The 21,256-nt window shown below is 71.5% G+C and carries 15 protein-coding genes; 8 read left to right on the top strand and 7 right to left on the bottom strand.

Going from position 1 to position 21,256, the window contains the following annotated elements:
- Positions 1-306 precede the first annotated feature (306 nt).
- Together ACIBCU_RS12640 and yicI are read left to right on the top strand one after the other, a co-directional pair.
- Positions 307-3,189 carry a glycoside hydrolase family 3 C-terminal domain-containing protein gene (locus tag ACIBCU_RS12640; protein WP_399231086.1) on the top strand — a complete coding sequence of 961 codons (2,883 nt, stop codon included), beginning with the start codon at positions 307-309 and terminating at the stop codon, positions 3,187-3,189.
- On the top strand, positions 3,186-5,453 hold the full coding sequence (gene yicI, locus ACIBCU_RS12635; protein WP_399231084.1) for an alpha-xylosidase: 2,268 nt from the start codon (positions 3,186-3,188) through the stop codon (positions 5,451-5,453). Before ACIBCU_RS12640 ends, yicI begins: the two co-directional genes overlap by 4 nt.
- A gap of 221 nt (positions 5,454-5,674) precedes the next feature.
- On the opposite strand, the gene ACIBCU_RS12630 is transcribed toward yicI, so the two are convergent.
- On the bottom strand, positions 5,675-6,169 hold the full coding sequence (locus ACIBCU_RS12630) for a MarR family transcriptional regulator (RefSeq protein WP_362938598.1): 495 nt from the start codon (positions 6,167-6,169) through the stop codon (positions 5,675-5,677).
- Positions 6,170-6,294: 125 nt separating this feature from the next.
- On the opposite strand from ACIBCU_RS12630, the gene ACIBCU_RS12625 reads away from it, so the two are divergent.
- Positions 6,295-7,104 carry a cyclase family protein gene (locus ACIBCU_RS12625; protein WP_362938601.1) on the top strand — a complete coding sequence of 270 codons (810 nt, stop codon included), beginning with the start codon at positions 6,295-6,297 and terminating at the stop codon, positions 7,102-7,104.
- Between the two features lie 142 nt (positions 7,105-7,246).
- Here the strand turns inward: ACIBCU_RS12625 and ACIBCU_RS12620 are convergent, their stop codons facing one another.
- From ACIBCU_RS12620 to ACIBCU_RS12595, 6 genes are all read right to left on the bottom strand, one after another.
- Positions 7,247-7,561: a metalloregulator ArsR/SmtB family transcription factor gene (locus ACIBCU_RS12620; RefSeq protein ID WP_362938604.1), complete on the bottom strand. Its 315-nt coding sequence runs from the start codon at positions 7,559-7,561 to the stop codon at positions 7,247-7,249.
- 131 nt (positions 7,562-7,692) lie between these two features.
- The gene (locus tag ACIBCU_RS12615) at positions 7,693-8,340 is read right to left on the bottom strand and encodes a nitroreductase family protein (protein ID WP_362938607.1); all 648 of its coding nucleotides are present in this window, start codon (positions 8,338-8,340) and stop codon (positions 7,693-7,695) included.
- A 22-nt stretch (positions 8,341-8,362) separates the two neighbouring features.
- On the bottom strand, positions 8,363-10,042 hold the full coding sequence (locus tag ACIBCU_RS12610) for a dipeptide ABC transporter ATP-binding protein (protein ID WP_399231080.1): 1,680 nt from the start codon (positions 10,040-10,042) through the stop codon (positions 8,363-8,365).
- A complete protein-coding gene (locus ACIBCU_RS12605) occupies positions 10,039-10,914 on the bottom strand; it encodes an ABC transporter permease (protein WP_362938613.1) in 876 nt (291 codons plus the stop codon). Before ACIBCU_RS12605 ends, ACIBCU_RS12610 begins: the two co-directional genes overlap by 4 nt.
- A complete protein-coding gene (locus tag ACIBCU_RS12600) occupies positions 10,911-11,858 on the bottom strand; it encodes an ABC transporter permease (RefSeq protein ID WP_362938616.1) in 948 nt (315 codons plus the stop codon). Before ACIBCU_RS12600 ends, ACIBCU_RS12605 begins: the two co-directional genes overlap by 4 nt.
- A complete protein-coding gene (locus tag ACIBCU_RS12595; protein WP_399231077.1) occupies positions 11,855-13,495 on the bottom strand; it encodes an ABC transporter substrate-binding protein in 1,641 nt (546 codons plus the stop codon). The genes ACIBCU_RS12600 and ACIBCU_RS12595 overlap by 4 nt, the downstream gene beginning before the upstream one ends.
- 477 nt (positions 13,496-13,972) lie before the next feature.
- On the opposite strand from ACIBCU_RS12595, the gene ACIBCU_RS12590 reads away from it, so the two are divergent.
- The 5 genes from ACIBCU_RS12590 to ACIBCU_RS12570 all read left to right on the top strand — a co-directional run bounded on the left by ACIBCU_RS12590 (position 13,973) and on the right by ACIBCU_RS12570 (position 21,174).
- Positions 13,973-15,514 (top strand): aldehyde dehydrogenase family protein, encoded by a 1,542-nt coding sequence (locus ACIBCU_RS12590; protein WP_362938622.1) that lies wholly within the window; start codon positions 13,973-13,975, stop codon positions 15,512-15,514.
- A 72-nt stretch (positions 15,515-15,586) separates the two neighbouring features.
- Positions 15,587-17,158 (top strand): GMC family oxidoreductase, encoded by a 1,572-nt coding sequence (locus ACIBCU_RS12585; protein ID WP_399231076.1) that lies wholly within the window; start codon positions 15,587-15,589, stop codon positions 17,156-17,158.
- Positions 17,155-18,207 carry a betaine/proline/choline family ABC transporter ATP-binding protein gene (locus ACIBCU_RS12580; RefSeq protein ID WP_362938628.1) on the top strand — a complete coding sequence of 351 codons (1,053 nt, stop codon included), beginning with the start codon at positions 17,155-17,157 and terminating at the stop codon, positions 18,205-18,207. The genes ACIBCU_RS12585 and ACIBCU_RS12580 overlap by 4 nt, the downstream gene beginning before the upstream one ends.
- Positions 18,207-20,189, top strand: a complete 1,983-nt coding sequence (locus ACIBCU_RS12575; protein WP_399231073.1) for an ABC transporter permease — start codon at positions 18,207-18,209, stop codon at positions 20,187-20,189. Before ACIBCU_RS12580 ends, ACIBCU_RS12575 begins: the two co-directional genes overlap by 1 nt.
- Position 20,190: 1 nt before the next feature.
- On the top strand, positions 20,191-21,174 hold the full coding sequence (locus tag ACIBCU_RS12570; protein WP_399231071.1) for an ABC transporter substrate-binding protein: 984 nt from the start codon (positions 20,191-20,193) through the stop codon (positions 21,172-21,174).
- The last annotated feature ends 82 nt before the right edge of the window (positions 21,175-21,256 follow it).

Genomic DNA, 21,256 nt, shown 5'->3' with positions numbered 1-21,256 from the left:
GGCTGAGCTGAAGCGGTCAACGGACTGCCTCGTCGAAGCGCTTCGATGTTGCAGCGAGGTTAAGTGAAGGGTCACGGCCACACAAGAGTTCGTTTCGATATTCCTCGGACCTGTTTCCGAACCGTTTCCCGCCACGGTGCGGGTCCCGTGTGCCCGGGGGAGCTCTTCGATGCGGCAACGCCCTTGACACCTACGGGGTCGGCCGCAGAGCATCGAAGCGCTTCGAAAGATCTTCTCCTCGCGTCGAAGGACCACTCGGCGCCCGCAGAGCCCGAAAACCTCCCACCTCTCCAAGGGGACCCGCACGTGACGGACCATCCGTTTCCCTTCCGCGACCCGCAGCTGTCCTTCTCCCGGCGCACCGACGATCTGCTCGGACGGCTCACGCTCGACGAGCGGATCGCGATGCTGCACCAGTTCGCCCCCGCGGTGGAGCGGCTGGGCCTCGGCCCGTTCCGTACCGGGCAGGAGGCCCTGCACGGGGTCGCCTGGATGGGGCCCGCCACCGTCTTCCCGCAGGCCGTCGGTCTCGGCGCCACCTGGAACGACGACCTGGTCCGCCGCATCGGCGAGGCCGTCGGCGACGAGGTGCGGGCCAAGCGCGCCCAGGACGACCGCGTCGGGCTCAACGTCTGGGCGCCGACGGTGAATCTGCTGCGCCACCCGCTGTGGGGCCGCGGCGAGGAGGGGTACTCCGAGGACCCCGCGCTGACCTCCGCCATCGCCGTCGCCTACACCCGGGGACTGCGCGGGGACGACCCCCACTACTGGCGCACCGCGCCCGTGCTCAAGCACTGGCTCGCGCACAACAACGAGACCGACCGCGACACCGCCTCCTCCTCGGTCCGCCCGCGCGTCCTGCACGAGTACGACCTGCGCGCCTTCCGCGACGCCGTCCGCGCCGGGGCGGTCGCCGGGGTCATGCCGGCCTACAACCTCGTCAACGGCCGCCCCAACCACGTCTCGCCGCTCCTCGGTCAGTACCTGCGGCGCTGGACCGAGCAGCCGCTCGTCGTCTGCTCGGACGCGGGCGCTCCCTCCAACCTGGTCGACTCCGAGCACTACTTCGGCACCCACGAGGAGGCCACCGCGGCCTCCCTGAAGGCGGGCGTCGACAGCTTCACCGACCACGGCACGGACTCCACGGTCATGACCGGCCGCATCCGGGACGCGCTCGCCAAGGGCCTCATCGACGAGAGCGACATCGACACGGCGGTCCGCAGGCTGCTCACCATGCGCTTCGCGCTCGGCGAGTTCGACCCGGAGCTCGACCCGTACGCGAAGGTGGACGCCCTGGACACCGAGGAGCACCGGGCACTCGCCCGGGAGGCGGCGGAACAGGCCGTCGTCCTGCTGAAGAACGACGGCCTGCTGCCCCTGGAGCCGAGGCGCGGCCGGACCGTCGCCGTCGTCGGGCTTCTCGGCGACGCCTGCAAGCTCGACTGGTACAGCGGGACGCTCATGCACCGCTCGTCGCCGCTCGACGGGATCCGCGAGCGGTACGGCGCCGAGAACGTCCTCTTCGCGGAGGGCGTGGACCGGATCAGACTGAAGTGCTCCGACGGCTGGCTCCAGGTGCCCGCGGCCGAAGGGGCGGCGGACGGAGAGGCACGGGGCGCGGAAGGCGCCCTCGACCCGGCCCTCCTCGCCGGACGTACCGACCTGCCCCCGCTGACCTGCGGCGAGGAGGCCACCGAACTGGCCCTCGTCGACTGGGGCGACGGCGTTCTCACCCTGCGTACCGATGAAGGGCTGTATCTCTCGGTCGCCGACGACGGATACGTCAGGGCGTCCGCGGACGAGCCGGGCGGCTGGGTCGTCCAGGAGACGTTCCGCCTGGAAGCGGTGGAGGAGCACGACAGCGGGCACCGCCTTCTGCACATCGGGACCGGTGGGTACGTGTCTGTCGCCGCCGGCCGAGCGAAGGTTGCCGAGTCCGGCGAGAAGATTTCCCGGGACGCCGCCACGGTCTTCGAGCGGGAGACCGTCGAGCACGGCGCCGACGCCGTGGCCCGGGCCGCCGCGGCGGCCGACGCCGTCATCGTCGTCGCGGGCAACGACCCCCATATCAACGGCCGCGAGACCGAGGACCGCACGACCCTCGCCCTCCCCGCCCAGCAGGACCGGCTGTGGCGTGCCGCGCACGCCGCCAATCCGCGTACGGTCCTCGTCCTGACCTCCGCCTATCCGTACGCGGTCGGCGACGCGGCGGACGAGCTTCCGGCCCTGCTCTGGACGGCGCACGGCGGCCAGGCCGCGGGCACCGCGCTCGCCCGCGTCCTCGCCGGTGACGTGTCCCCGGCCGGACGGCTCCCGCAGACCTGGTACGCGAGCGACGACGACCTGCCCGGCCTGTTCGACTACGACATCATCGGCTCCCGGCAGACGTACCTCTACTTCGACGGGACCCCGCTGTTCCCGTTCGGGCACGGCCTCGGCTACGCCGACTTCTCCTACTCCACGCTGCGGACGGAGGTGGACGGCGAGCGGCTGCGGGTGTCCCTGACCGTCACCAACGACGGCAGTGTCCCCGCCGACGAGGTGGCCCAGCTCTACGTCCGCGCGGCCGGGCCGGGGGAGACGGACCTGCCCCTGCGCAAGCTCGTCGGCCACCGCAGGCTCCACCTCGCGCCAGGCGCGGCGGAGCGGGTCGAATTCGACGTGCCCGTAGCGGAGCTGGGGCACTGGAGCGTGGCGCACGGCCGGTGGGCCGTCGAGCCGGGCGCGTACGAGATCCTCGCGGGCGCGTCGAGCGCCGACATCCGGCTCACGGCCACAGCGGTCGTCGACGGGGAGCCGCAAGGCCCGCGCCCGGTGGCGGCACGCGGCCTGGAGGCCGCCGACTACGACGTCCAGCAGGGCACGGAGATCGTCGACCGCACGAAGGCCGAGGGTGACGCCGTCACGCCCGCCTCCGCCGACGCGGAGGGGCAACTCGTCTACCGGGCATGCGACTTCGGTGACGGTGTGGACGGCCTGAGGTTCCTGGCCGCGGGGGAGGGGACCCTCACCGTGCACGCGGACGGCCGCAGCCTGGGGCTCCAGCTCCTGGACACCGGCGGACCGTACGACTACCGCGTCCTCGAAACCGCGCTCGGCCTCCGGGGGGTGCAGGAGCTGCGTATCGGCCTCGAAGGCTCCGTGCGTCTCGCCCGCGTCGACGTCGTCCCCGGCAAGGAGTCCGTGTGAAGTTCACCGACGGTTTCTGGCTGATGCGTGAGGGCGTCCGCGCCTCCTACGCGACCGAGATCCGTGATCTGCGGGTCGACCCCGACCGGTTCACCGCGTACGCGTCGGTCAAGCGTGTCGCGGCGCGCGGCGACACGCTCAACACCCCGCTGATCACGGTCGAATGCTTTTCCCCGGCCGAGGGCGTCATCGGCGTACGCACCACCCATCACGCGGGCAAGGCCCGGCGCGGGCCGGACTTCGCCCTTCTGACGGACGACACCACGGGGCCCGGGGCCCGCACGCGCAGGAACGGCGCGGTCACCGAACTCACCAGCGGACCGCTGACGTTGCGCATGGACGGTGACGGGCCCTGGGGGATCACCTTCCTCGACGGCGAAGGACGGCGCCTCACCGCAGTGGATCCGAAGGGGACCGCCTTCGCGACCACACCTGACGGCATCCACCACATGATCGCCCAACTCGCCCTGGAGGTCGGCGAGAACGTCTACGGCCTCGGTGAGCGCTTCACCCCGTACGTGAAGAACGGCCAGACCGTCGACATCTGGCAGGCGGACGGCGGCACCAGCAGTGAACTCGCGTACAAGAACATCCCGTTCTACCTCTCCTCACGCGGCTACGGCGTCTTCGTCAACCACCCCGGCAAGGTCTCCTTCGAGGTGGGCTCGGAGTCCGTCGGGCAGGTGCAGTTCAGCGTCGAGGACCAGTCGCTGGAGTACTACGTCGTCGCCGGCCCGACGCCGAAGGACGTCCTGTCCCGCTACACGGCTCTGACCGGCAGGCCGGCGCTGCCGCCGGCCTGGTCGTTCGGCCTGTGGCTGACCACGTCGTTCTGCACGTCCTACGACGAGGAGACGGTCACCTCCTTCGTCGACGGCATGGCCGAGCGGGGCATCCCGCTGAGCGTCTTCCACTTCGACTGCTTCTGGATGCGCGAGTACCAGTGGTCGGACTTCCTCTGGGACCCCGAGGTCTTCCCCGACCCGGAGGGGATGCTGGCCCGTCTCAAGGAGCGCGGGCTGCGCATCAGCATGTGGATCAACCCCTACATCGCCCAGAAGTCGGCCCTGTTCGCGGAGGGCGCCGAACAGGGCTATCTGGTGCGGCGGGCCAACGGTGACATCTGGCAGTGGGACCTGTGGCAGCCGGGCATGGCACTGGTCGACTTCACCAACCCGGCCGCCCGCGCCTGGTACAACGACAAGCTGCGTCTGCTGCTCGACCAGGGTGTCGACTGCTTCAAGACGGACTTCGGCGAGCGCATCCCCACGGACGTGGTCTGGCACGACGGCTCGGACCCCGAGCGGATGCACAACTACTACGCGCAGATCTACAACCGCACCGTCTTCGAACTCCTGGAGAAGGAGCGGGGCGCGGGGGAGGCGGTGCTTTTCGCCCGTTCGGCGACGGCGGGCGGGCAGCAGTTCCCGGTGCACTGGGGCGGCGACTGCTTCGCCTCGTTCACGGCGATGGCGGAGTCGCTTCGGGGTGGTCTCTCCCTGTCGCTGTCCGGCTTCGGCTTCTGGAGCCACGACATCGGCGGTTTCGAGGGGACCCCCGACCCGGCGGTCTTCAAGCGCTGGCTTGCCTTCGGTCTGCTCTCCTCGCACAGCCGGCTCCACGGCAACGTCTCCTACCGGGTGCCGTGGGAGTTCGGCGAGGAAGCCGTCGACGTGGCACGGAAGTTCACCCTGCTCAAGCACCGGCTCATGCCCTATCTGTACGGAGTGGCCGCGGAGGCGCACCGTACCGGCGTGCCGATGATGCGGCCGATGCTGGCGGAGTTCCCCGGCGACCCCGCCTCCCGCACCCTGGACCGGCAGTACATGCTCGGCCCGGACCTCCTGGTCGCCCCGGTCTTCACGGAGGACGGCGACGTCGAGTACTACGTCCCCGAGGGCACCTGGACCTCCCTTCTCACCGGTGAGCGGGTCACCGGCCCCGCCTGGCGGCACGAGACGCACGGCTTCGACAGCCTGCCCCTGCTCGTCAGGGACGGCGCCGTGCTCCCGTGGGGCGCCGACGACCAGCGCCCGGACGGGGACTGGCTCGACGGCCTCACCCTGCGGATCTTCGGCTCCGGAACCGGCGAGAGCACGGTCACCGTGCCGGACCTGTCCGGCGCCACCGCGGCCGGGTTCCGCGTCGTACGGGACCGCAGCGGTACGCGGGTCACGGCGCAGGGCAGTGACCGGCCGTACCGCGTGAGCCTGGAGGAATCCGGTGCGGTGGCGGCGGGAGCGGGGACGGTCACGGTCGTCTGACCCTTCGCTCCCTGACGATCAGGCGGCCCGGTGCGCGACGCGCGCCGGGCCGCCTGGCGTATCCGTGCCCAGGCTCCGGGGCCGCGTCGTTGACACGGCCTGCCCATCGCTCGATACTTTGACGTGCTTCTATAGTTCTAACGATTGCGAACCATCAAACAGATGCTACCTGCTGTCCAGGAGGCGTGGTGTCCCGCATCGGAACGGAACCGGGCCGGAGCTCAGTTCACGTCGAGGATCTTGCCCACCAGCCGGGTCAGGGTCCGCCGCTCCGACGCGGTCAGGGCGCCGAACGCCCTGTCCAGCAACCGCGGTACGCCGTTCTCGGCCTCCTCCAGCGCAGGCCCCGCCTCCGGCGTCAGCGTCACGGCGTAGGCACGGCGATCCCGGGGGTGGCGCTCACGCCGCACGAGACCGGAATCCTCCAGGCCGTCGATACACCCGACCATCACGCTTCGGTCGATGCGCAGTTGCTCGCTGAGCTCCTGCTGGGAACACGGGCCCACATCGTGCAGCATCTTCAGCACCAGGTGCTGGGCCACGGTCAGGTGGTGCCCGGACAGCTCCTCGTCGATCGCGCGGGCCACCAGGGTCGTCGCCCGGCACATCGCGATGTCGGGGCGCTCCTGCGCCAGCTTGGAGAAGTACCGGTCGCGTCCGCCGGCCCTCGGCTCCCGGCTGTTCGAGGCGATACGGGAAGGCTGCGTGGCGGTCATGACTGCTCCTCCTGCGGTCCAGGACGGCGGGCCATCCGGTGATGTCGGATTGTCCATCCAAAGAATGTCTTCGCCCCTCAGTCTAGCGTCGGCTCCCGGATGCCGACCGAACGGAAGGTGCTTCCATGTGCAACCCCCAGACCGTCGCCGCGTCCCTCCCGTCGGAGTCCGGCAGTCCCGGCACGCACGGCTCCACAGCCCCCGCCGCGGAACGCCCCGCCGCGCGGGTCACGCTTCCCACCGGCACCGTCCGTGACCTCACCCACGTCGTGGGCCCCGACTGGCCGGTCTTCGACCTCTACGTCAAGCCGATGGAGATCCGGCGTCTGGCGAACCTCGCGGAGCATGAGTACAACGCGCTGGAACTGACGTACAACGAGCACATCGGCACCCACATCGACGCACCGCTCCACTTCGACGACGACGGCCTCTCCGTCGAGCGGATCCCGGTGGAGACCCTGGTCGCCCCGCTCGCGGTGGTCCGGGTCGGGGAACGTGCCGCCCGCGACCACGTCACCGAACTGACCGTCGACGACCTGCTGAGCTGGGAGAGCCGCAACGGCCGGATCCCCGACGGGGCCCTGCTCGCCGTCGACAACGACTGGGCGGTGCGGATCGAGACTCCCGGAGCGTTCCTCAACTTCGACGAGAAGGAGGGGCTCTACCGCTTCCCGGGCATCTCGGTGGAGGCTGCGGCCTTCCTCGTCGAGGAGCGTTCCGTGGTCGGCGTCGGCACCGACTCGCCGAGCCTCGACCCGGGCTCCCGCCCCGCCGACCCGTACACGCACCGGGTGCTGCTGCCCGCCGGCAAGTACGGCGTCGAATGCCTCGCGGGCCTCGGCACCGTCCCCGACGTGGGCGCGGTCGCCGTCGTCGGCGCTCCCCGCCACGCGGGCGGCACAGGCGGCCCGGCCCGGGTGCTCGCTTTCCTCTGAACCGCTGCACCGCCGCCCGGACGGGCTTGCCGGGAGGCGTCCGGGCCATGCGCGACGACGCGGGCTGCCCATGGACGAAGGGGAGCCGGACGGTTCGTCCGGCTCCCCTTCGCTGCCTTGTCCCGCCCGGCGCGACCGGAAGTCAGGAGATACGCGAGCTGTCGTCGGCGAAGGCCACATCCAGCAGCCCCGGGAACCGGGCGTCCAGGTCCTCACGGCGCAGCGACATGTAGCGGTGGGTGCCCTCGATGCGGGTGTGGGTCACGCCCGCGTCGCGGAGCACCTTGAGATGGTGCGAGAGCGTCGACTTGGAGAGCGGGATGCCCAGGCTGCCGCAGGACTGCTCCTCGATCCCGACCAGGCCGCGCACGATGGTGAGGCGCGTGGGATCGCTCAGTGCGTGGAAGACCGCGGTGAGCTCGATGTCCGACCGGGCGGGGTGGCTCAGGGTACGCACGGCTCTCTCCTCTCGCTCACCTCTGACTGCGGAGGGTGCGGGGCCAACTCTGATGGTTCGTAGGTTTGCACATCATCGAAACAAGGGCAACCGTGCCTGCGTCGGCGCGGCTGCCCTCGTCCGTATGACGGCTACCAGGTGTCCCAGTGGGCGATCTCCTCCGTGCCGACCCGGGGCCCGGGCCGGAAATCCGTGCCGATCGTGTGCGCGAGCGGGATCAACGCGGCCTGGAGCACCGTCTCGTACGGGATCCCGAGCAGTTCGGCCGCCTCCCGCTCGTAGTGCAGGTGCGGGGTGGTCCATGCGGTGCCGAGCCCGCGGGAGCGGGCCGCCAGCATGAACTGCCAGACGGCCGGCAGGATCGATCCCCAGGTGTTCGCCTGCCCGACGTGCGAACTGTTCTCGTGCCGGCCCTGGACGCGGATGCACGGAACCACCAGCACCGGTACCTCGTGCAGATGCTCGAAGAGGTGCTGGGCGCTGTCCGCGATCCGCCGGCCGCGCACCAGGTCGCCGCGGTTCACGCCGTCCCTCACGACCTGCTGGCGGGGCCGGGCGAGGCCCAGCCGGTACAGGTCGGCCAGTGCGGCCCGCTTGGCCGGGTCAGTGACCAGGACGAAGTCCCAGCGCTGCCGGTTGCGCCCGGTGGGCGCCTGGGAGGCGAGCTGAAGGCACTCCTCGATCAGCTCGCGTTCCACCGGCCGGTTCAGGTCGAGGCGTTTGCGGACGGCGCGGGTGGTGGTCAGCACGTCGTCGGCGGTCAGGTCGAGCGGGGGCATGGAGCTCCGTCCTTTGCAGCGGTCACAGGGTTGTGCGGGGGTCAGGAGAGGGGGCGGTGCCCGGCAGGCGCGGGACCGCGGCCAGCAGCCGGCGGGTGTACGGGTGCTGCGGTGAGCCCAGGACCTCGGCCACAGGCCCCTGTTCGACGACCACGCCGTCACGCATCACCAGTACCCGGTCGCTGACCTGCTGCACCACGGCCAGATCGTGCGAAATGAACAGCATGGCCAGGCCGTAGGCCCTACGGAGCCGGGCCAGCAGCTCCAGGACCTGGGCCTGCACCGTCACGTCCAGCGCCGACACGGGCTCGTCGCAGACCAGCAGCCGGGGCGACGTGGCCAGCGCGCGGGCTATCGCGACCCGCTGACGCTGTCCGCCCGACAGCCCGGCCGGCCTGCGCTCCAGCAGGGCCGTGTCCAGACCGACCTGGTCGAGCAGCTCGGCCGCCCGCTCCCGGCGCCGCGCGGCCCGGCCGGGCCCTGCCACGGACAGGGCCTCGTCCAGCAGGCGCCGTACGGTGAACCGGGGGTCGAACGACCCGAGCGGGTGCTGGTGGACCAGCTGTATGCCCCGGCGCAGGGGGCGTCGGCGCCGCTCGTCCAGCGCGCTCCACGGCTCGCCGTCCAGCAGGACCCGGCCCTCGTCGGGGGCCAGCAGCCCCATCGCCATGGCCGCCAGGGTGCTCTTGCCGGAACCGGACTCGCCCACCACACCGAGTGTCTCGCCAGGAGCCACCGTGAAGTCGACGGATGAGACGGCGGTGCGCGTCCCGCCACCGGGGGAGCGGTACCTCTTGACCAGGCCGGCCCCGGACAGCAGGGGCCGGCCGGCCGGCTCCACCGGCCGGGTCCGCACCGGCAGGGGCACACGGCCGGGGACCGAGGCGATCAGCGTCCGGGTGTACGGGTGCTGCGGGGAGCCGAGCACCGTGGCAGCCGGCCCGGACTCCACCACCCGCCCCTCGGTCATCACCGCGATCCGGTCCGCGAGCTGTGCCACCACGGCGAGGTCGTGGCTGATGAGCAGCAACGCGGTGCCCGACTCCTTGAGCTCCCGCAGGAGTTCCAGGACCCGGGCCTGGACCGTGACGTCCAGGGCGGTGGTGGGTTCGTCCGCGATCAGGACCCGGGGGCCGCCCGCCGTCGCCGAGGCGATCAGGGCCCGCTGGCGCAGCCCGCCGGACAGCTGGTGCGGATACTGCCGGGCGCGCAGCTCCGGTTCCGGGACCCCCGCGGCCGCGAGGAGCCCGGTCACCCGGCCCGGCACCTGCGCGCGAGTGGCCAGGCGGTGGGCGAGGAGGGGTTCGGCGACTTCCGCGCCGACCCGCCGCAGCGGGTCCAGAGCCTGGAGGGCGTCCTGCGACACGAGGCCCACGACCCGGCCGCGCACGGCGCGCCAGTCCCGTTCCCGGAAGCCGGTGGTGTCCACGCCGTCCACCCGCATTCCTTCGCTGCTCACGGCCGACTCGGGACCGGCCAGCCCGATCAGGGACCGGGCCGTGACGCTCTTGCCGGATCCCGACTCGCCGACCAGCGCCAGGCATTCGCCCGGTGCGAGGGCCAGCGAGACGTCGTGGACGACGGTCCGGCGCCTGCGGCCGTGGCCGAAGGAGACGGTCAGGCCGCTGACCGCCAGGACGGCGGTGGACGCCGCGGCTTCGCTCCCGGTGTCCGGTACGGAGCCCTTCGGGGGAGCGCTCACGCTTCTCGCCTGCCTTCAAGTCGGAGGTGCAGCTGCCGCCCGACCACGGTGACCGCGACCACCGACAGGGTGATCGCGGCCCCTGGGAACACCGCGATCCACCACGCGCTCTGCAGCGCATCCCTGCCCTGGGCGAGCATCGCCCCCCACTCGGGGGCGGGTGCCTTCGGGCCGAGGCCGAGGAAGCTGAGCGCCGACCCGGAGATGATCGCCGTGCCCACCCCGAGCGTCGCGGGCACGACCAGCGGGCCGAGCGTGTTGGGCAGCACATGGCGTAGCACCACCGTCCGGCGGCGCAGCCCGAGCCCGACGGCGGAGCGGATGTACTCGGCCCTGCGCACCACCTGGGCCTGCCCCCGGACGAGGCGTGCGTAACCGGGTACGGAGGAGACCGCGATGGCCAGCGCCGCGTTCACGGAGCTGGGCCCGACGACTGCGATCACCAGCAGGGCCAGCAGCAGTTCCGGCAGGGCGAGCATCACGTCCATGGACCGCATCGCCACCTGGTCCGCGAACCGCCCGAGCAGCGCGGCGGGCAGCCCGATCAGCAGACCGACCGAGACGCCGAGCACCGTGGCGCCGACGCCGAGGAGCAGGGAGTGGCGCGCTCCGTGGATCACCCGGGCGTACACGTCACGGCCCAACTGGTCTGTGCCGAACCAGTGTTCGGCGCCGGGGGGCAGCAGGGCGGCCACCGGATCGGCGTCGGTCGCGGACGCGTGGGACAGCAGTCCGGGGCTCACGCACGCGACGGCGGCGACGGCCAGCACGGTCAGGGCGAGCGCCGGCCCCGGCCGGAATACGGCCAGCCGCTCGCGCAGCGGGACGGAGGAAGGCCGCGCCACGGCCAGGCCGGCGGGAGGGGCGTTCATGCGGGGCTCCTGAGCCGCGGATCCGCCCACAGACAGAGCAGGTCCGCGCATGCGTTGACGACGAGATAGACGAGGGCGGACAGCAGCACCAGGCCGACGACGACGGGGATGTCACGGCCGGAGATGGCGTCCAGGGCCACCCGGCCGAGGCCCGGCCGGGCGAACACGGTCTCCACCAGAACCGTCCCGCCCAGCAGGCCGCCCGCCAGCCACCCGCTCAGCGTCACGGCCGGCACGGCGGCGTGCCGCAGCGCGTGCCGGAGCCGCAGCCCCGCACCGCTCAGCCCCCGGGAGCGCGCGGTGAGCGCGAACGGCTGGTGCAGGGCCGCCTCCATCCCCTCCCGGAGCACCTGGGCGAGCAGGGACCCGAACGGCACCGCCAGCGTGACGGCCGGCAGCACCAGCGACCGCCAGTCGCCCGCACCGGCCACCGGGAACACGTTCATCCGGAACGAGAACAGCGTCAGCAGCACGATGCCGAGCCAGAAGGCGGGCGTCGAGACGGCCACCAGCTCCGCTCCCGACACCGCGCCCCGCACCCGGCGCCGCCGCCCCGCGGTGGCGGACGCCATGACCACCGCCGTGACCACCAGCAGCGCCAGGGCACTGAGCGCCAGCTGGGCGGTGTCGCCGAGCTGCTCACCGATGATCAGCGAGACGGGCTGCTGCTGCTGGTAGGAGGTGCCCAGGTCGCCCGTGGCCAGCCTCGACAGGAACGAGACGTACTGCACCGCCGCGGGGTCGTCCAGGTGGTACTCGTGCCGGATCCGGTCACGCAGCGCCGACGAGTCGGTGGCCGACGCGCCGAGCAGGGTCGTCACCGGGTCCCCGGGCACGAGATGGAGTACCAGGAAGGTCAGGCTCGCCGCGCCCCAGAGCACCAGCACGGCGCCGACCGCGCGGTGCAGCAGCCAGCGGGCGACGGGTGGGAAGACCCCGCTCACCTCGTGTTCTTCCAGACCCCGGCGAACTGCGGCCACGCGTTGGCGTCGAAGGTCAGTCCCTCCGCGCCGCGGGCGATGCCGACGGAGGTGACCGGTACGTACAGGGGGAGCACGGTCGCGTGGTCGACGGCCCAGCGCTCCACCTTGGCGTACGACTTCTCGCGTTCGGCCGGCTCGGCCTCGCCGGCGCCCGCCCGCAGCCAGCTGTCGACCTGGTCGTCCTCGGTGCGTGAGACGTTCTGGCCGCCCGCCGCCGGCAGGTTGGACGAGAGGTAGAAGCCGGCCAGGATCGCCGGGTCGGCGCGGACCCAGGCGTTGTCCCACACGTCGTAGTCGCCCGTGCCGTAGCGCTCGAAATAGGCGCCGGTCTCCACCGGGTCGCGGACCAGGTCGATGCCGTTCTTCTTCAGTTCGGCCTGCACGGCCTCGCCCAGCACATCGCGCTGGTCGCGTACCAGGGCGCCGATGAACGGCCAGTGCAGTGCGAGCCGTTGCCCGTCCTTGGTGCGATAGCCCTTGGAGTCCCGGCCGCTCCAGCCCGCCTCGTCCAGCAGTTCGGCGGCGGCCGCCGGGTCGTGCTCCACCGCGCCCTCGATGGACTTGTCGTACGCGGCGGGTGTGGCGGGGCTCAGCGGGCTCCAGGCGCGTTCGTACTCACCCCGGTAGATGCTCTTGACCAGCGCGTCCACGTCGACGGACTGCTGGAAGGCCCGGCGTACCCGCTCGTCGCGGAGCGGGCCGCGGGAGGTGTTGAGGTAGAGGGAGTAGGAGGCGCCTGGGGCCTGCTGTGTGGTCAGCCGCAGGGAATCGTCGCGCTGCACGGCCGCGGACGAGGTCACAGGAACGGCGGCCGCGTCGACCTGACGGCTGGTCAGGGCGCCCGTGCGCACGGAGTCCTCGGGGAGGAAGCGGACGACGAGCTTGTCCACGAGCGGCGGGCCCTGGTGGGCCGCGCCTTGCGCGGCCCAGGCGTAGTCCTCGTTGCGGACGAACTCGGCCCGGTCGTTCTTCACGTACCGCTCCGCGCGGAACGGGCCCGTGCCGATCGAGTACGTCCCGCCCGCGCAGAGCTTGTCCTTGAACTCGGTCAGGGAGCGGGGCGAGGCGATGCCGAGATACGGGGTCGAGGCCGCCTGGAGGAAGGGGATGTTGGGCTCGGAGAACGTGACCTTGATGCTGTGCTTGCCGAGGACCTCGCTGCCGCTGTAGGGGCCGAGCAGGGCGGCGGCGTACAGCGACTTGGTGGCGGGGTCCTTGATGTGTTCGAGGTTGGCCTTCACCGCTGCGGCGTCGAAGGCGGTCCCGTCGTGGAAGGTGACGTCGTCGCGCAGCTGGAAGGTGTAGGTGCGGGCATCCTCGGAGACCGTCCAGGACGTGGCGAGCCAGGGGTGCAGCCTGCCCTTGGCGTCCAGCTGGACCAGGGAGTCGAAGACGTTGCGCTGGACGACGGCGGTGATGTCGCCGGGGCTGGTGTGCGGGTCGAGGCAGGAGGTGCCTACTGCGGCGGCGTAGGTGAACGTGCCCCCACGCACCGGTTCGCCTCCCTTGCGGTCGGCCTGCTCACCGCCGCTGCCGCAGGCGGTGACTAACAGCAGCAGGGCGGTGACAGTGACGGCCGCGACAGGTCTTGTGGCCATGAGCCTCTCCATACGTGGTGCGAAGCGCTGGTAGGGACGGGGCGCCCGGTGTGAGGGAGTCCGGGACTTGTGTGCGGCCGGCCGTTCCCCGACCGCGGCGCCGCGCTGCGTTGTGCGCCGGCCTGGACGCGGTCGGACATGCCGGGCCCGCGCCGGGCGGGGACATGCCGTCGGGCGGGCGGCACAAGGCTGTAGAGTACGAACTTTTCGTCTGCCCGTCAATCATCTGAAAAAAGATTAAATGTTGCGCGATTGTGTCGTATCTCTGTTCCTCGGGGCGTCGCGCGGCGAAGTCTGCTAGGGCCGCCGGGCCTCGCGGGAGTGAGTCGCGTCACTCAGAGTGAACTTTTCGGCATACATCCCGGTGGGCCGGACAGGTGTCCAGGCTGCTGGTGCGCCATACCCCGGACACCGGCACGCAGCAGTGCTCGGCCGGACCGGTGCGGAGCAATTCAGGCACGGAAGGCAGATCACTACATGTCGGTTTCTCACCCGTCGGCTCCGGCCGCACCGCGCGACGCGGTGCTGGAGACCGTGCACATCGACGGCGCCTGGCGCCACGCGGTCTCCGGCGCGAGCCGCGAGATCCTCGACCCCGCCGACGCCACCGTCCTCGCCCTCGTCTCCGAGGGCGGCATCGAGGACACCGACGCGGCCGTGGCCGCCGCCCGCCGGGCCTTCGACGACGGCCCCTGGCCCCACCGGCCCGTCGCCGAGCGCGCCGATCTGCTGCGGCGGGTCGCCGGGCTCCTCCAGCGGGACCGCGAGGAGATCGCGATCACCGAGAGCCGCGACACCGGCAAGACCTTGGAGGAGGGCCGCGTCGACGTCGACGACGTCACCAACGCCTTCCGCTACTTCGCCGACCTCGTCATGAACGAGAGCGGCGGCCGGGTCGTCGACGCAGGCGACCCCGACGTCCACAGCGTCGTCGTGCACGAACCGGTCGGTGTCTGCGCCCTGATCGCACCGTGGAACTACCCGCTGCTCCAGGCCAGCTGGAAGATCGCCCCGGCACTCGCCGCGGGCAACACCTTCGTGCTCAAGCCCAGCGAGGTCACTCCGCTCTCCACCGTCCACCTGATCCGGCTGCTCGCCGAGGCAGGACTTCCCGACGGCGCCGCCAACCTCGTCACCGGCGCCGGTGACCCCGTCGGCGCACGGCTCTCCGAACACCCGGACGTCGACCTGGTCTCCTTCACCGGCGGGCTCGCCAGCGGCACGAAGGTCGCCCAGGCCGCGGCGCCCACGGTCAAGAAGGTCGCCCTGGAGCTCGGCGGCAAGAACCCCAACGTCGTGTTCGCCGACTCCTGCGCCACCGACGAAGGCTTCGACACCACCGTCGACCAGGCGCTCAACGCCGCGTTCTTCCACAGCGGCCAGGTCTGCTCCGCAGGAGCCCGCCTCATCATCGAGGAGTCCGTCCGCGACCGCTTCGTCACCGAACTCGCCCGCCGCGCCGACGCGATCCGGCTCGGACGGGGCACCGTCGACGGCGTCGAGTGCGGCCCGCTGGTCTCCGCGCAGCAACTCGCCAAGGTCGAGGCGTACGTGGCCTCTGCCCGCCGGCAGGGCGCGGTCGTCCGCTCCGGCGGAGCGCGCCCCGAACCCTCCGACATCCGGCCCGCGAGCGGCTACTTCTACCGGCCGACCGTCCTGGACGGCTGCCACCGCGAGATGAAGGTGGTCCGCGAGGAGACCTTCGGCCCGATCCTCACCGTCGAGACCTTCCGTACCGAGGAAGAGGCCGTCACGCTGGCCAACGACACGGACTACGGTCTCGCGGGCGCCGTGTGGACCACCGACGCGGGCCGCGCCCGGCGCGTCGCCGGGCGGCTGCGGCACGGCACCGTCTGGATCAACGACTACCACCCCTACCTCCCGCAGGCCGAGTGGGGCGGCTTCGGCAAGTCCGGCACGGGCCGGGAACTCGGGCCCACCGGTCTCGCCGAGTACCGCGAGTCCAAGCACATCTACCAGAACCTCAACCCGCGTCCGCAGCGCTGGTTCGCCGGCTGAACAGGCCGTCTCCCTCCCCGCCCCGCTGTTCGCAGCACCACATACGCCAGCACCTTGCAGAAGGAGCAACCGATGCCCCCGTCCCCCAGCACCGCACGCCCCGAACCTGTCGACTACGTGATCGTGGGAGGCGGCACCGCCGGCTCGGTCATAGCCTCCCGCCTCACCGAGGACCCCGACGTCACTGTCACCGTCATCGAGGGCGGCCCCACCGACATCGACCGCGAGGACGTCCTCACCCTCCGCCGCTGGCTCGGCCTGCTCGGCGGCGACCTCGACTACGACTACCCCACCACCGAACAGCCCCGCGGCAACTCCCACATCCGGCACAGTCGCGCCCGCGTCCTCGGCGGCTGCTCCTCGCACAACACGCTGATCAGCTTCAAGCCGCTGCCCGGCGACTGGGACGAATGGGCCGAGGCCGGCGCCGACGGCTGGGACGCCGCCGCGATGGACCCCTACTTCGCCCGGCTGCGCAACAACATCGTGCCCGTCGACGAGAAGGACCGGAACGCCATCGCCCGCGACTTCGTCGACGCCGCCCAGGCGGCGGCCGGCGTCCCGCGCGTGGACAGCTTCAACACGAAGCCCTTCCACGAGGGAGCCGGCTTCTTCGACCTGGCCTACCACCCGGAGAACAACAAGCGCTCCTCCGCGTCCGTCGCCTACCTCCACCCGCACATCGAGGCCGGTGACCGTCCCAACCTCTCGATCCTGCTGGAGACATGGGCGTACCGCCTGGAGTTCGACGGCAACCGGGCCACCGGGGTGCACGTACGCACCAAGGACGGCGAGGAGATGCTGCTGCGCGCCGCCCGTGAAGTCATCGTCTGCGCGGGCGCGGTGGACACGCCCCGGCTGCTGATGCACTCCGGAATCGGCCCGGCGAAGGACCTTACCGAGCTCGGCATCCCCGTCCTCCACGACGCACCGGGCGTCGGCGAGAACCTGCTCGACCACCCCGAGTCGGTCATCGTCTGGGAGACCGACGGTCCCATCCCGGAGAACTCCGCGATGGACTCCGACGCGGGTCTGTTCGTACGGCGCGACCCCGGATCCCGGGGCCCCGACCTGATGTTCCACTTCTACCAGATCCCCTTCACCGACAACCCGGAGCGCCTCGGCTACGAGAGGCCCGAGCACGGCGTGTCGATGACCCCGAACATCCCCAAGCCACGCAGCCGCGGCCGTCTCTGCCTCACCAGCGCCGACCCCGAGGTCAAACCGGCCCTGGACTTCCGCTACTTCACCGACGAGGACGACTACGACGGCCGCACCCTGGTCGACGGCATCAAGCTCGCCCGCGAGATAGCGAAGACCGAACCGCTGGCCCACTGGCTCAAGCGCGAGGTGTGCCCTGGGCCCGAGGTCACGTCCGACGAGGACATCAGCGAGTACGCCCGCAAGGTCGCGCACACCGTCTACCACCCGGCCGGCACCTGCCGGATCGGGGCCGAGGGCGATCCGGCGGCCGTCGTCGACCCCCAGCTGCGGATCCAGGGACTGGAGGGCATCCGGATCGCCGACGCGTCCGTCTTCCCCACCATGCCCGCGGTGAACCCCATGATCGGCGTCCTGATGGTGGGCGAGAAGTGCGCCGAGCTGCTCCGAGCGACCCCGACCACCGGAGGCGATGTCCGATGACCGAAGCCGGCACCCCTGTATTCAGCGTCAAGGGCCTCTGGAAGGTCTTCGGCCCCAAGGCCGACCGCATCCCCAACAGCGAGTACGCCGCTCTGCCCCCCGCCGAACTGCGCGAGCGCACCGGCTGCACCGCCGCCGTGCGTGACGTCTCCTTCGACGTGCAGAAGGGTGAAGTCTTCGTCGTCATGGGCCTGTCGGGCTCCGGCAAGTCCACCCTCGTACGCTGTCTGACCCGGCTCATCGAGCCCACCAGCGGCACCCTCGCCATCGACGGCGAGAACGTCCTGGCCATGGACACCACCCGGCTGCGTGAACTGCGCCGCCACCGTGCCGCGATGGTCTTCCAGCACTTCGGGCTGCTGCCGCACCGCACCGTCCTCGACAACGTCGCCTACGGCCTGGAGATCCAGGGTCTCGGCAAGGCCGAACGCCGGGCCAAGGCCGCCGAACTGGTCGAGAAGGTCGGTCTCGCGGGTCTCGAGGACCGCCGCCCCGCCCAGCTCTCCGGCGGGCAGCAGCAGCGCGTCGGCCTCGCCCGCGCACTCGCCGTCGACCCGTCCGTCCTCCTCTTCGACGAACCGTTCAGCGCGCTCGACCCGCTGATCCGGCGCGAGATGCAGGACGAGGTCGTCCGGCTGCACCGCGAGGAGGGCCGCACGATGGTCTTCATCACCCACGACCTGAGCGAGGCGCTCCGGCTGGGCACCCGCATCGCGCTGATGCGCGACGGCGGCATCGTCCAGCTCGGTACCCCCGAGGAGATCGTCGGCTCGCCCGCCGACGACTACGTACGCGAATTCGTCCGGGACGTCCCCCGCGAACAGGTACTCACCGTCGCCAGGGCCATGCGCCCGCCGACCTCCGGCGAGAGCGACAACGGCCCCGCGGTCCGGCCCGGCGCCACCGTCTCCGAAGCCATCGAGGCCGTCGCCCGCTCCGGCGAACCGGTCGCACGGGTGATGGAGGGCGGCAAGCTGCTCGGTGTCGTCGACCACGCGTGCCTGCTCGACGTCGTCGCGGGTTCGGAGTCCCGCGAGGTGGCTGTCTGATGGCCACCGCCCAAGCCACCACGCGTACCGCCTCCGGGCCTCCGGGGAGCGGCCCGCTCGGCCTCCTTCGCGACCGGCCCGCCCTCGGCAAGATCCTTCTCCTGCTGGTGATCGCCGCCGTCGCCGTACCCTTCGCGCACGCACGCTGGGGCGGCGGACTCTGGCCCGGCGCCCTGACCGTCGACCTGAGCGGACCGCTCGGCGACGTCAACGACTGGATCATCGGCAACCGCGACAGTCACCCGCTGTTCCTCTACTTCTTCGGCCACATCAGCAACGCCGTCGTCCTGTCGGTGCGCGGGGTCTACCTGGCGCTGCTCGCACTCGGCTGGGCCGGCGTCACCGCCGTCGCCGCGCTCGTCGCCTGGCGTACGGCGGGATGGCGCCTCGCGCTGACCGCCGGGCTCTCCTTCCTCGTCTGCGGGCTGCTCGGCATGTGGGTGCCGACCATGCAGACCCTCGCCCTGATGACCGTCGCGGTCCTCACCTCCGTGATGCTGGGACTGCTCCTCGGACTCGCCGCCGGCCTCTCGGACCGTACGTTCCGTGTCCTGCGCCCCGTCCTGGACACCATGCAGGTGCTGCCCGCCTTCGCCTATCTGCTGCCCGTCGTGCTGGTCTTCGGCATCGGCGTGCCCGGGGCGGTCCTCGCGACCGTCGTCTACGCGGCTCCGCCGATGGCCCGGCTCACCGCACTCGGACTGCGCGGCGCCGACGCGGGCGTCATGGAGGCCGTCGCCTCGCTCGGCGCGACCGGCAGGCAGCGCCTGCTCAGCGCGCGGCTGCCGCTGGCCCGCAAGGAGCTGCTCCTCGGTCTCAACCAGACCATCATGATGGCGCTGTCCATGGCCGTCATCGCTTCCGTCATCGGAGCCGGCGGTCTCGGCGACCGCGTCTACCAGGCGCTCTCCTCCGTCGACGTCGGAGCCGCGCTCGCCGCGGGCATCCCCATCGTGCTGCTGGCCGTCGTGCTGGACCGCACGACCGAGGCGGCCGGCCGGAAGATCGGTACGGAACCCACCGGTCCGCAGGCACTGCGCGGGGTACGCGGCTGGGGGCTCGCCGCCCTGATCGCCTTCGCCGTAGCCGTCGTGGGCCGCTTCACCGGAGGCCGCGTCTGGCCCGAGGGCGGCATCGTCGCCATCGCGGAACCGGTCAACACGGCCAAGGACTGGATGGTCGACCACCTCTACACCGGCATCCCCCTCATAGGCGGAACCGCCGACTGGGCCGCGCACTTCACCAACTGGATCCTCAACCCGCTCCGCAGCGGACTGCAGGGCCTGCCGTGGTGGGGCGTGCTGCTGATCGTCGCCGCCCTCGCCTGGACCATCGGCACCTGGCGGACCGCGCTCACCGCCGTACTGGCCATGGCCGCCATCGGAGTTCTCGGCGTCTGGGACCTGTCGATGGACACGCTCAGCCAGGTCATCGCCGCCGTCGCCGTCACCCTGGTCCTGGGCTTCGGCATCGCCGTCGGCGCCGCGCGCAGCAGGCGCCTCGAACGGCTGCTGCGCCCCGTCCTGGACGTCTTCCAGACGATGCCGCAGTTCGTCTACCTCATCCCGGTCGTCGCCCTCTTCGGCGTCGGCCGCGCCCCCGCCGCCGCGGCGGCCGTCGTCTACGCGCTCCCCGCCGTCGTCCGCATCACCACCCAGGGACTGCGGGGCGTCGACCCCGCCGCGATGGAGTGCGCCCGCTCGCTCGGCGCCACCAGCGGTCAGCAGCTGCGCCAGGTCCAGATCCCCCTGGCCAGGCCCGCACTGCTGCTGGCCGTCAACCAGGGCGTCGTCCTGGTCCTCGCGGTCGTCATCATCGGCGGTCTCGTCGGCTCCGGCGCACTCGGTTACGAGGTCGTGTTCGGCCTCGCCCAGGGCGACCTGGCCACCGGCCTCGTCGCGGGGGCCGCCATCGTCTGCCTGGGGCTGATGCTGGACCGTGTCACCCAGCCGACCGCCCGCCGCCAGCGGAAGGAGAGCTGAGATGGCTCGCACCCGTACCCGCGCCCGCCTCCGCACGTCCGCGATCGTCGCCTCGGCCGGCGCGCTGCTGGCCGTCACCGGCTGCGGAGCGGCGGACATGACCAAGCAGGCCTCCCCGTTCGCGGCACCCGCGGACATCAAGACCGTGACCCTCTCGGTCCAGTCCTGGGTCGGCGCACAGGCCAACGTCGCCGTCGCGCAGAAGATCCTCGAGGACAAGCTCGGCTACCGCGTCGACCTCGTCCAGACCGACGAGGTGCCCGCCTGGGACGCCCTCAGCCAGGGCCGGGTGGACGCCATCCTGGAGGACTGGGGCTACCCCGACCAGGAGCAGCTGTACGTCAAGGACAAGAAGACCATCGTCTCCGGGGGCGACCTCGGAGTCACGGGCCACATCGGCTGGTACGTCCCCAAGTACTGGGCGGACGAGCACCCTGACGTCACGAACTGGAAGAACCTCGACAAGTACGCCGACGAGCTGCGCACCGCGGAGAGCGGTGACAAGGGCCAGCTGATGGACGGTTCACCGTCCTACGTCACCAACGACAAGGCGCTGGTGAAGAATCTCGGCCTGGACTACAAGGTCGTCTTCGCCGGCTCCGAGGCCGCGCAGATCACGCAGATGCAGCAGTTCGCCAAGGAGAAGAAGCCCTTCCTCAGCTACTGGTACCAGCCGCAGTGGCTGTTCAACGAGGTGCCGATGGTCGAGGTGAAGCTCCCGGAGTACTCCGACGCCTGCGCGGCCAAGGACCCCGCGGACATCGACTGCGCGTACCCGACGACCCCGCTCCAGAAGTACCTCAACGCGGACTTCTCGAAGCGCGGCGGGGAAGCCGCCGCCTTCCTGAAGAAGTTCAAGTGGTCGGAGAAGGACCAGAACGAGGTCTCCGAGCTGATCGCCTCCGAACGCCTGACGCCCGACGAGGCGGCCACCCGCTGGATCGAGAAACACCCGGCCACCTGGAAGAAGTGGCTGGACCGGTGACCTGAGCCGAGGACTCCTTCCGCCCCCCCGTCAGCCGCCGCGGCACATGCCGCGGCGGCTGACGCGCGTCCGGGATCTCGGT

The sequence above is a fragment of the Streptomyces sp. NPDC051064 genome (assembly GCF_044455985.1).
Taxonomy (GTDB): domain Bacteria; phylum Actinomycetota; class Actinomycetes; order Streptomycetales; family Streptomycetaceae; genus Streptomyces.
This window is presented reverse-complemented; position numbering and strand designations above follow the sequence as displayed.

Bases quoted from the DNA above. Each gene is read 5' to 3' on its own strand.
- ACIBCU_RS12630 (WP_362938598.1), bottom strand. From the start codon at position 6,169: ATGACCGCCACGCAGCCTTCCCGTATCGCCTCGAACAGCCGGGAGCCG.
- ACIBCU_RS12625 (WP_362938601.1), top strand. From the start codon at position 6,295: ATGTGCAACCCCCAGACCGTCGCCGCGTCCCTCCCGTCGGAGTCCGGC.
- ACIBCU_RS12615 (WP_362938607.1), bottom strand. From the start codon at position 8,340: ATGCCCCCGCTCGACCTGACCGCCGACGACGTGCTGACCACCACCCGC.
- ACIBCU_RS12605 (WP_362938613.1), bottom strand. From the start codon at position 10,914: ATGAACGCCCCTCCCGCCGGCCTGGCCGTGGCGCGGCCTTCCTCCGTC.
- ACIBCU_RS12595 (WP_399231077.1), bottom strand. From the start codon at position 13,495: ATGGCCACAAGACCTGTCGCGGCCGTCACTGTCACCGCCCTGCTGCTG.
- ACIBCU_RS12590 (WP_362938622.1), top strand. From the start codon at position 13,973: ATGTCGGTTTCTCACCCGTCGGCTCCGGCCGCACCGCGCGACGCGGTG.
- ACIBCU_RS12585 (WP_399231076.1), top strand. From the start codon at position 15,587: ATGCCCCCGTCCCCCAGCACCGCACGCCCCGAACCTGTCGACTACGTG.
- ACIBCU_RS12580 (WP_362938628.1), top strand. From the start codon at position 17,155: ATGACCGAAGCCGGCACCCCTGTATTCAGCGTCAAGGGCCTCTGGAAG.
- ACIBCU_RS12575 (WP_399231073.1), top strand. From the start codon at position 18,207: ATGGCCACCGCCCAAGCCACCACGCGTACCGCCTCCGGGCCTCCGGGG.
- ACIBCU_RS12570 (WP_399231071.1), top strand. From the start codon at position 20,191: ATGGCTCGCACCCGTACCCGCGCCCGCCTCCGCACGTCCGCGATCGTC.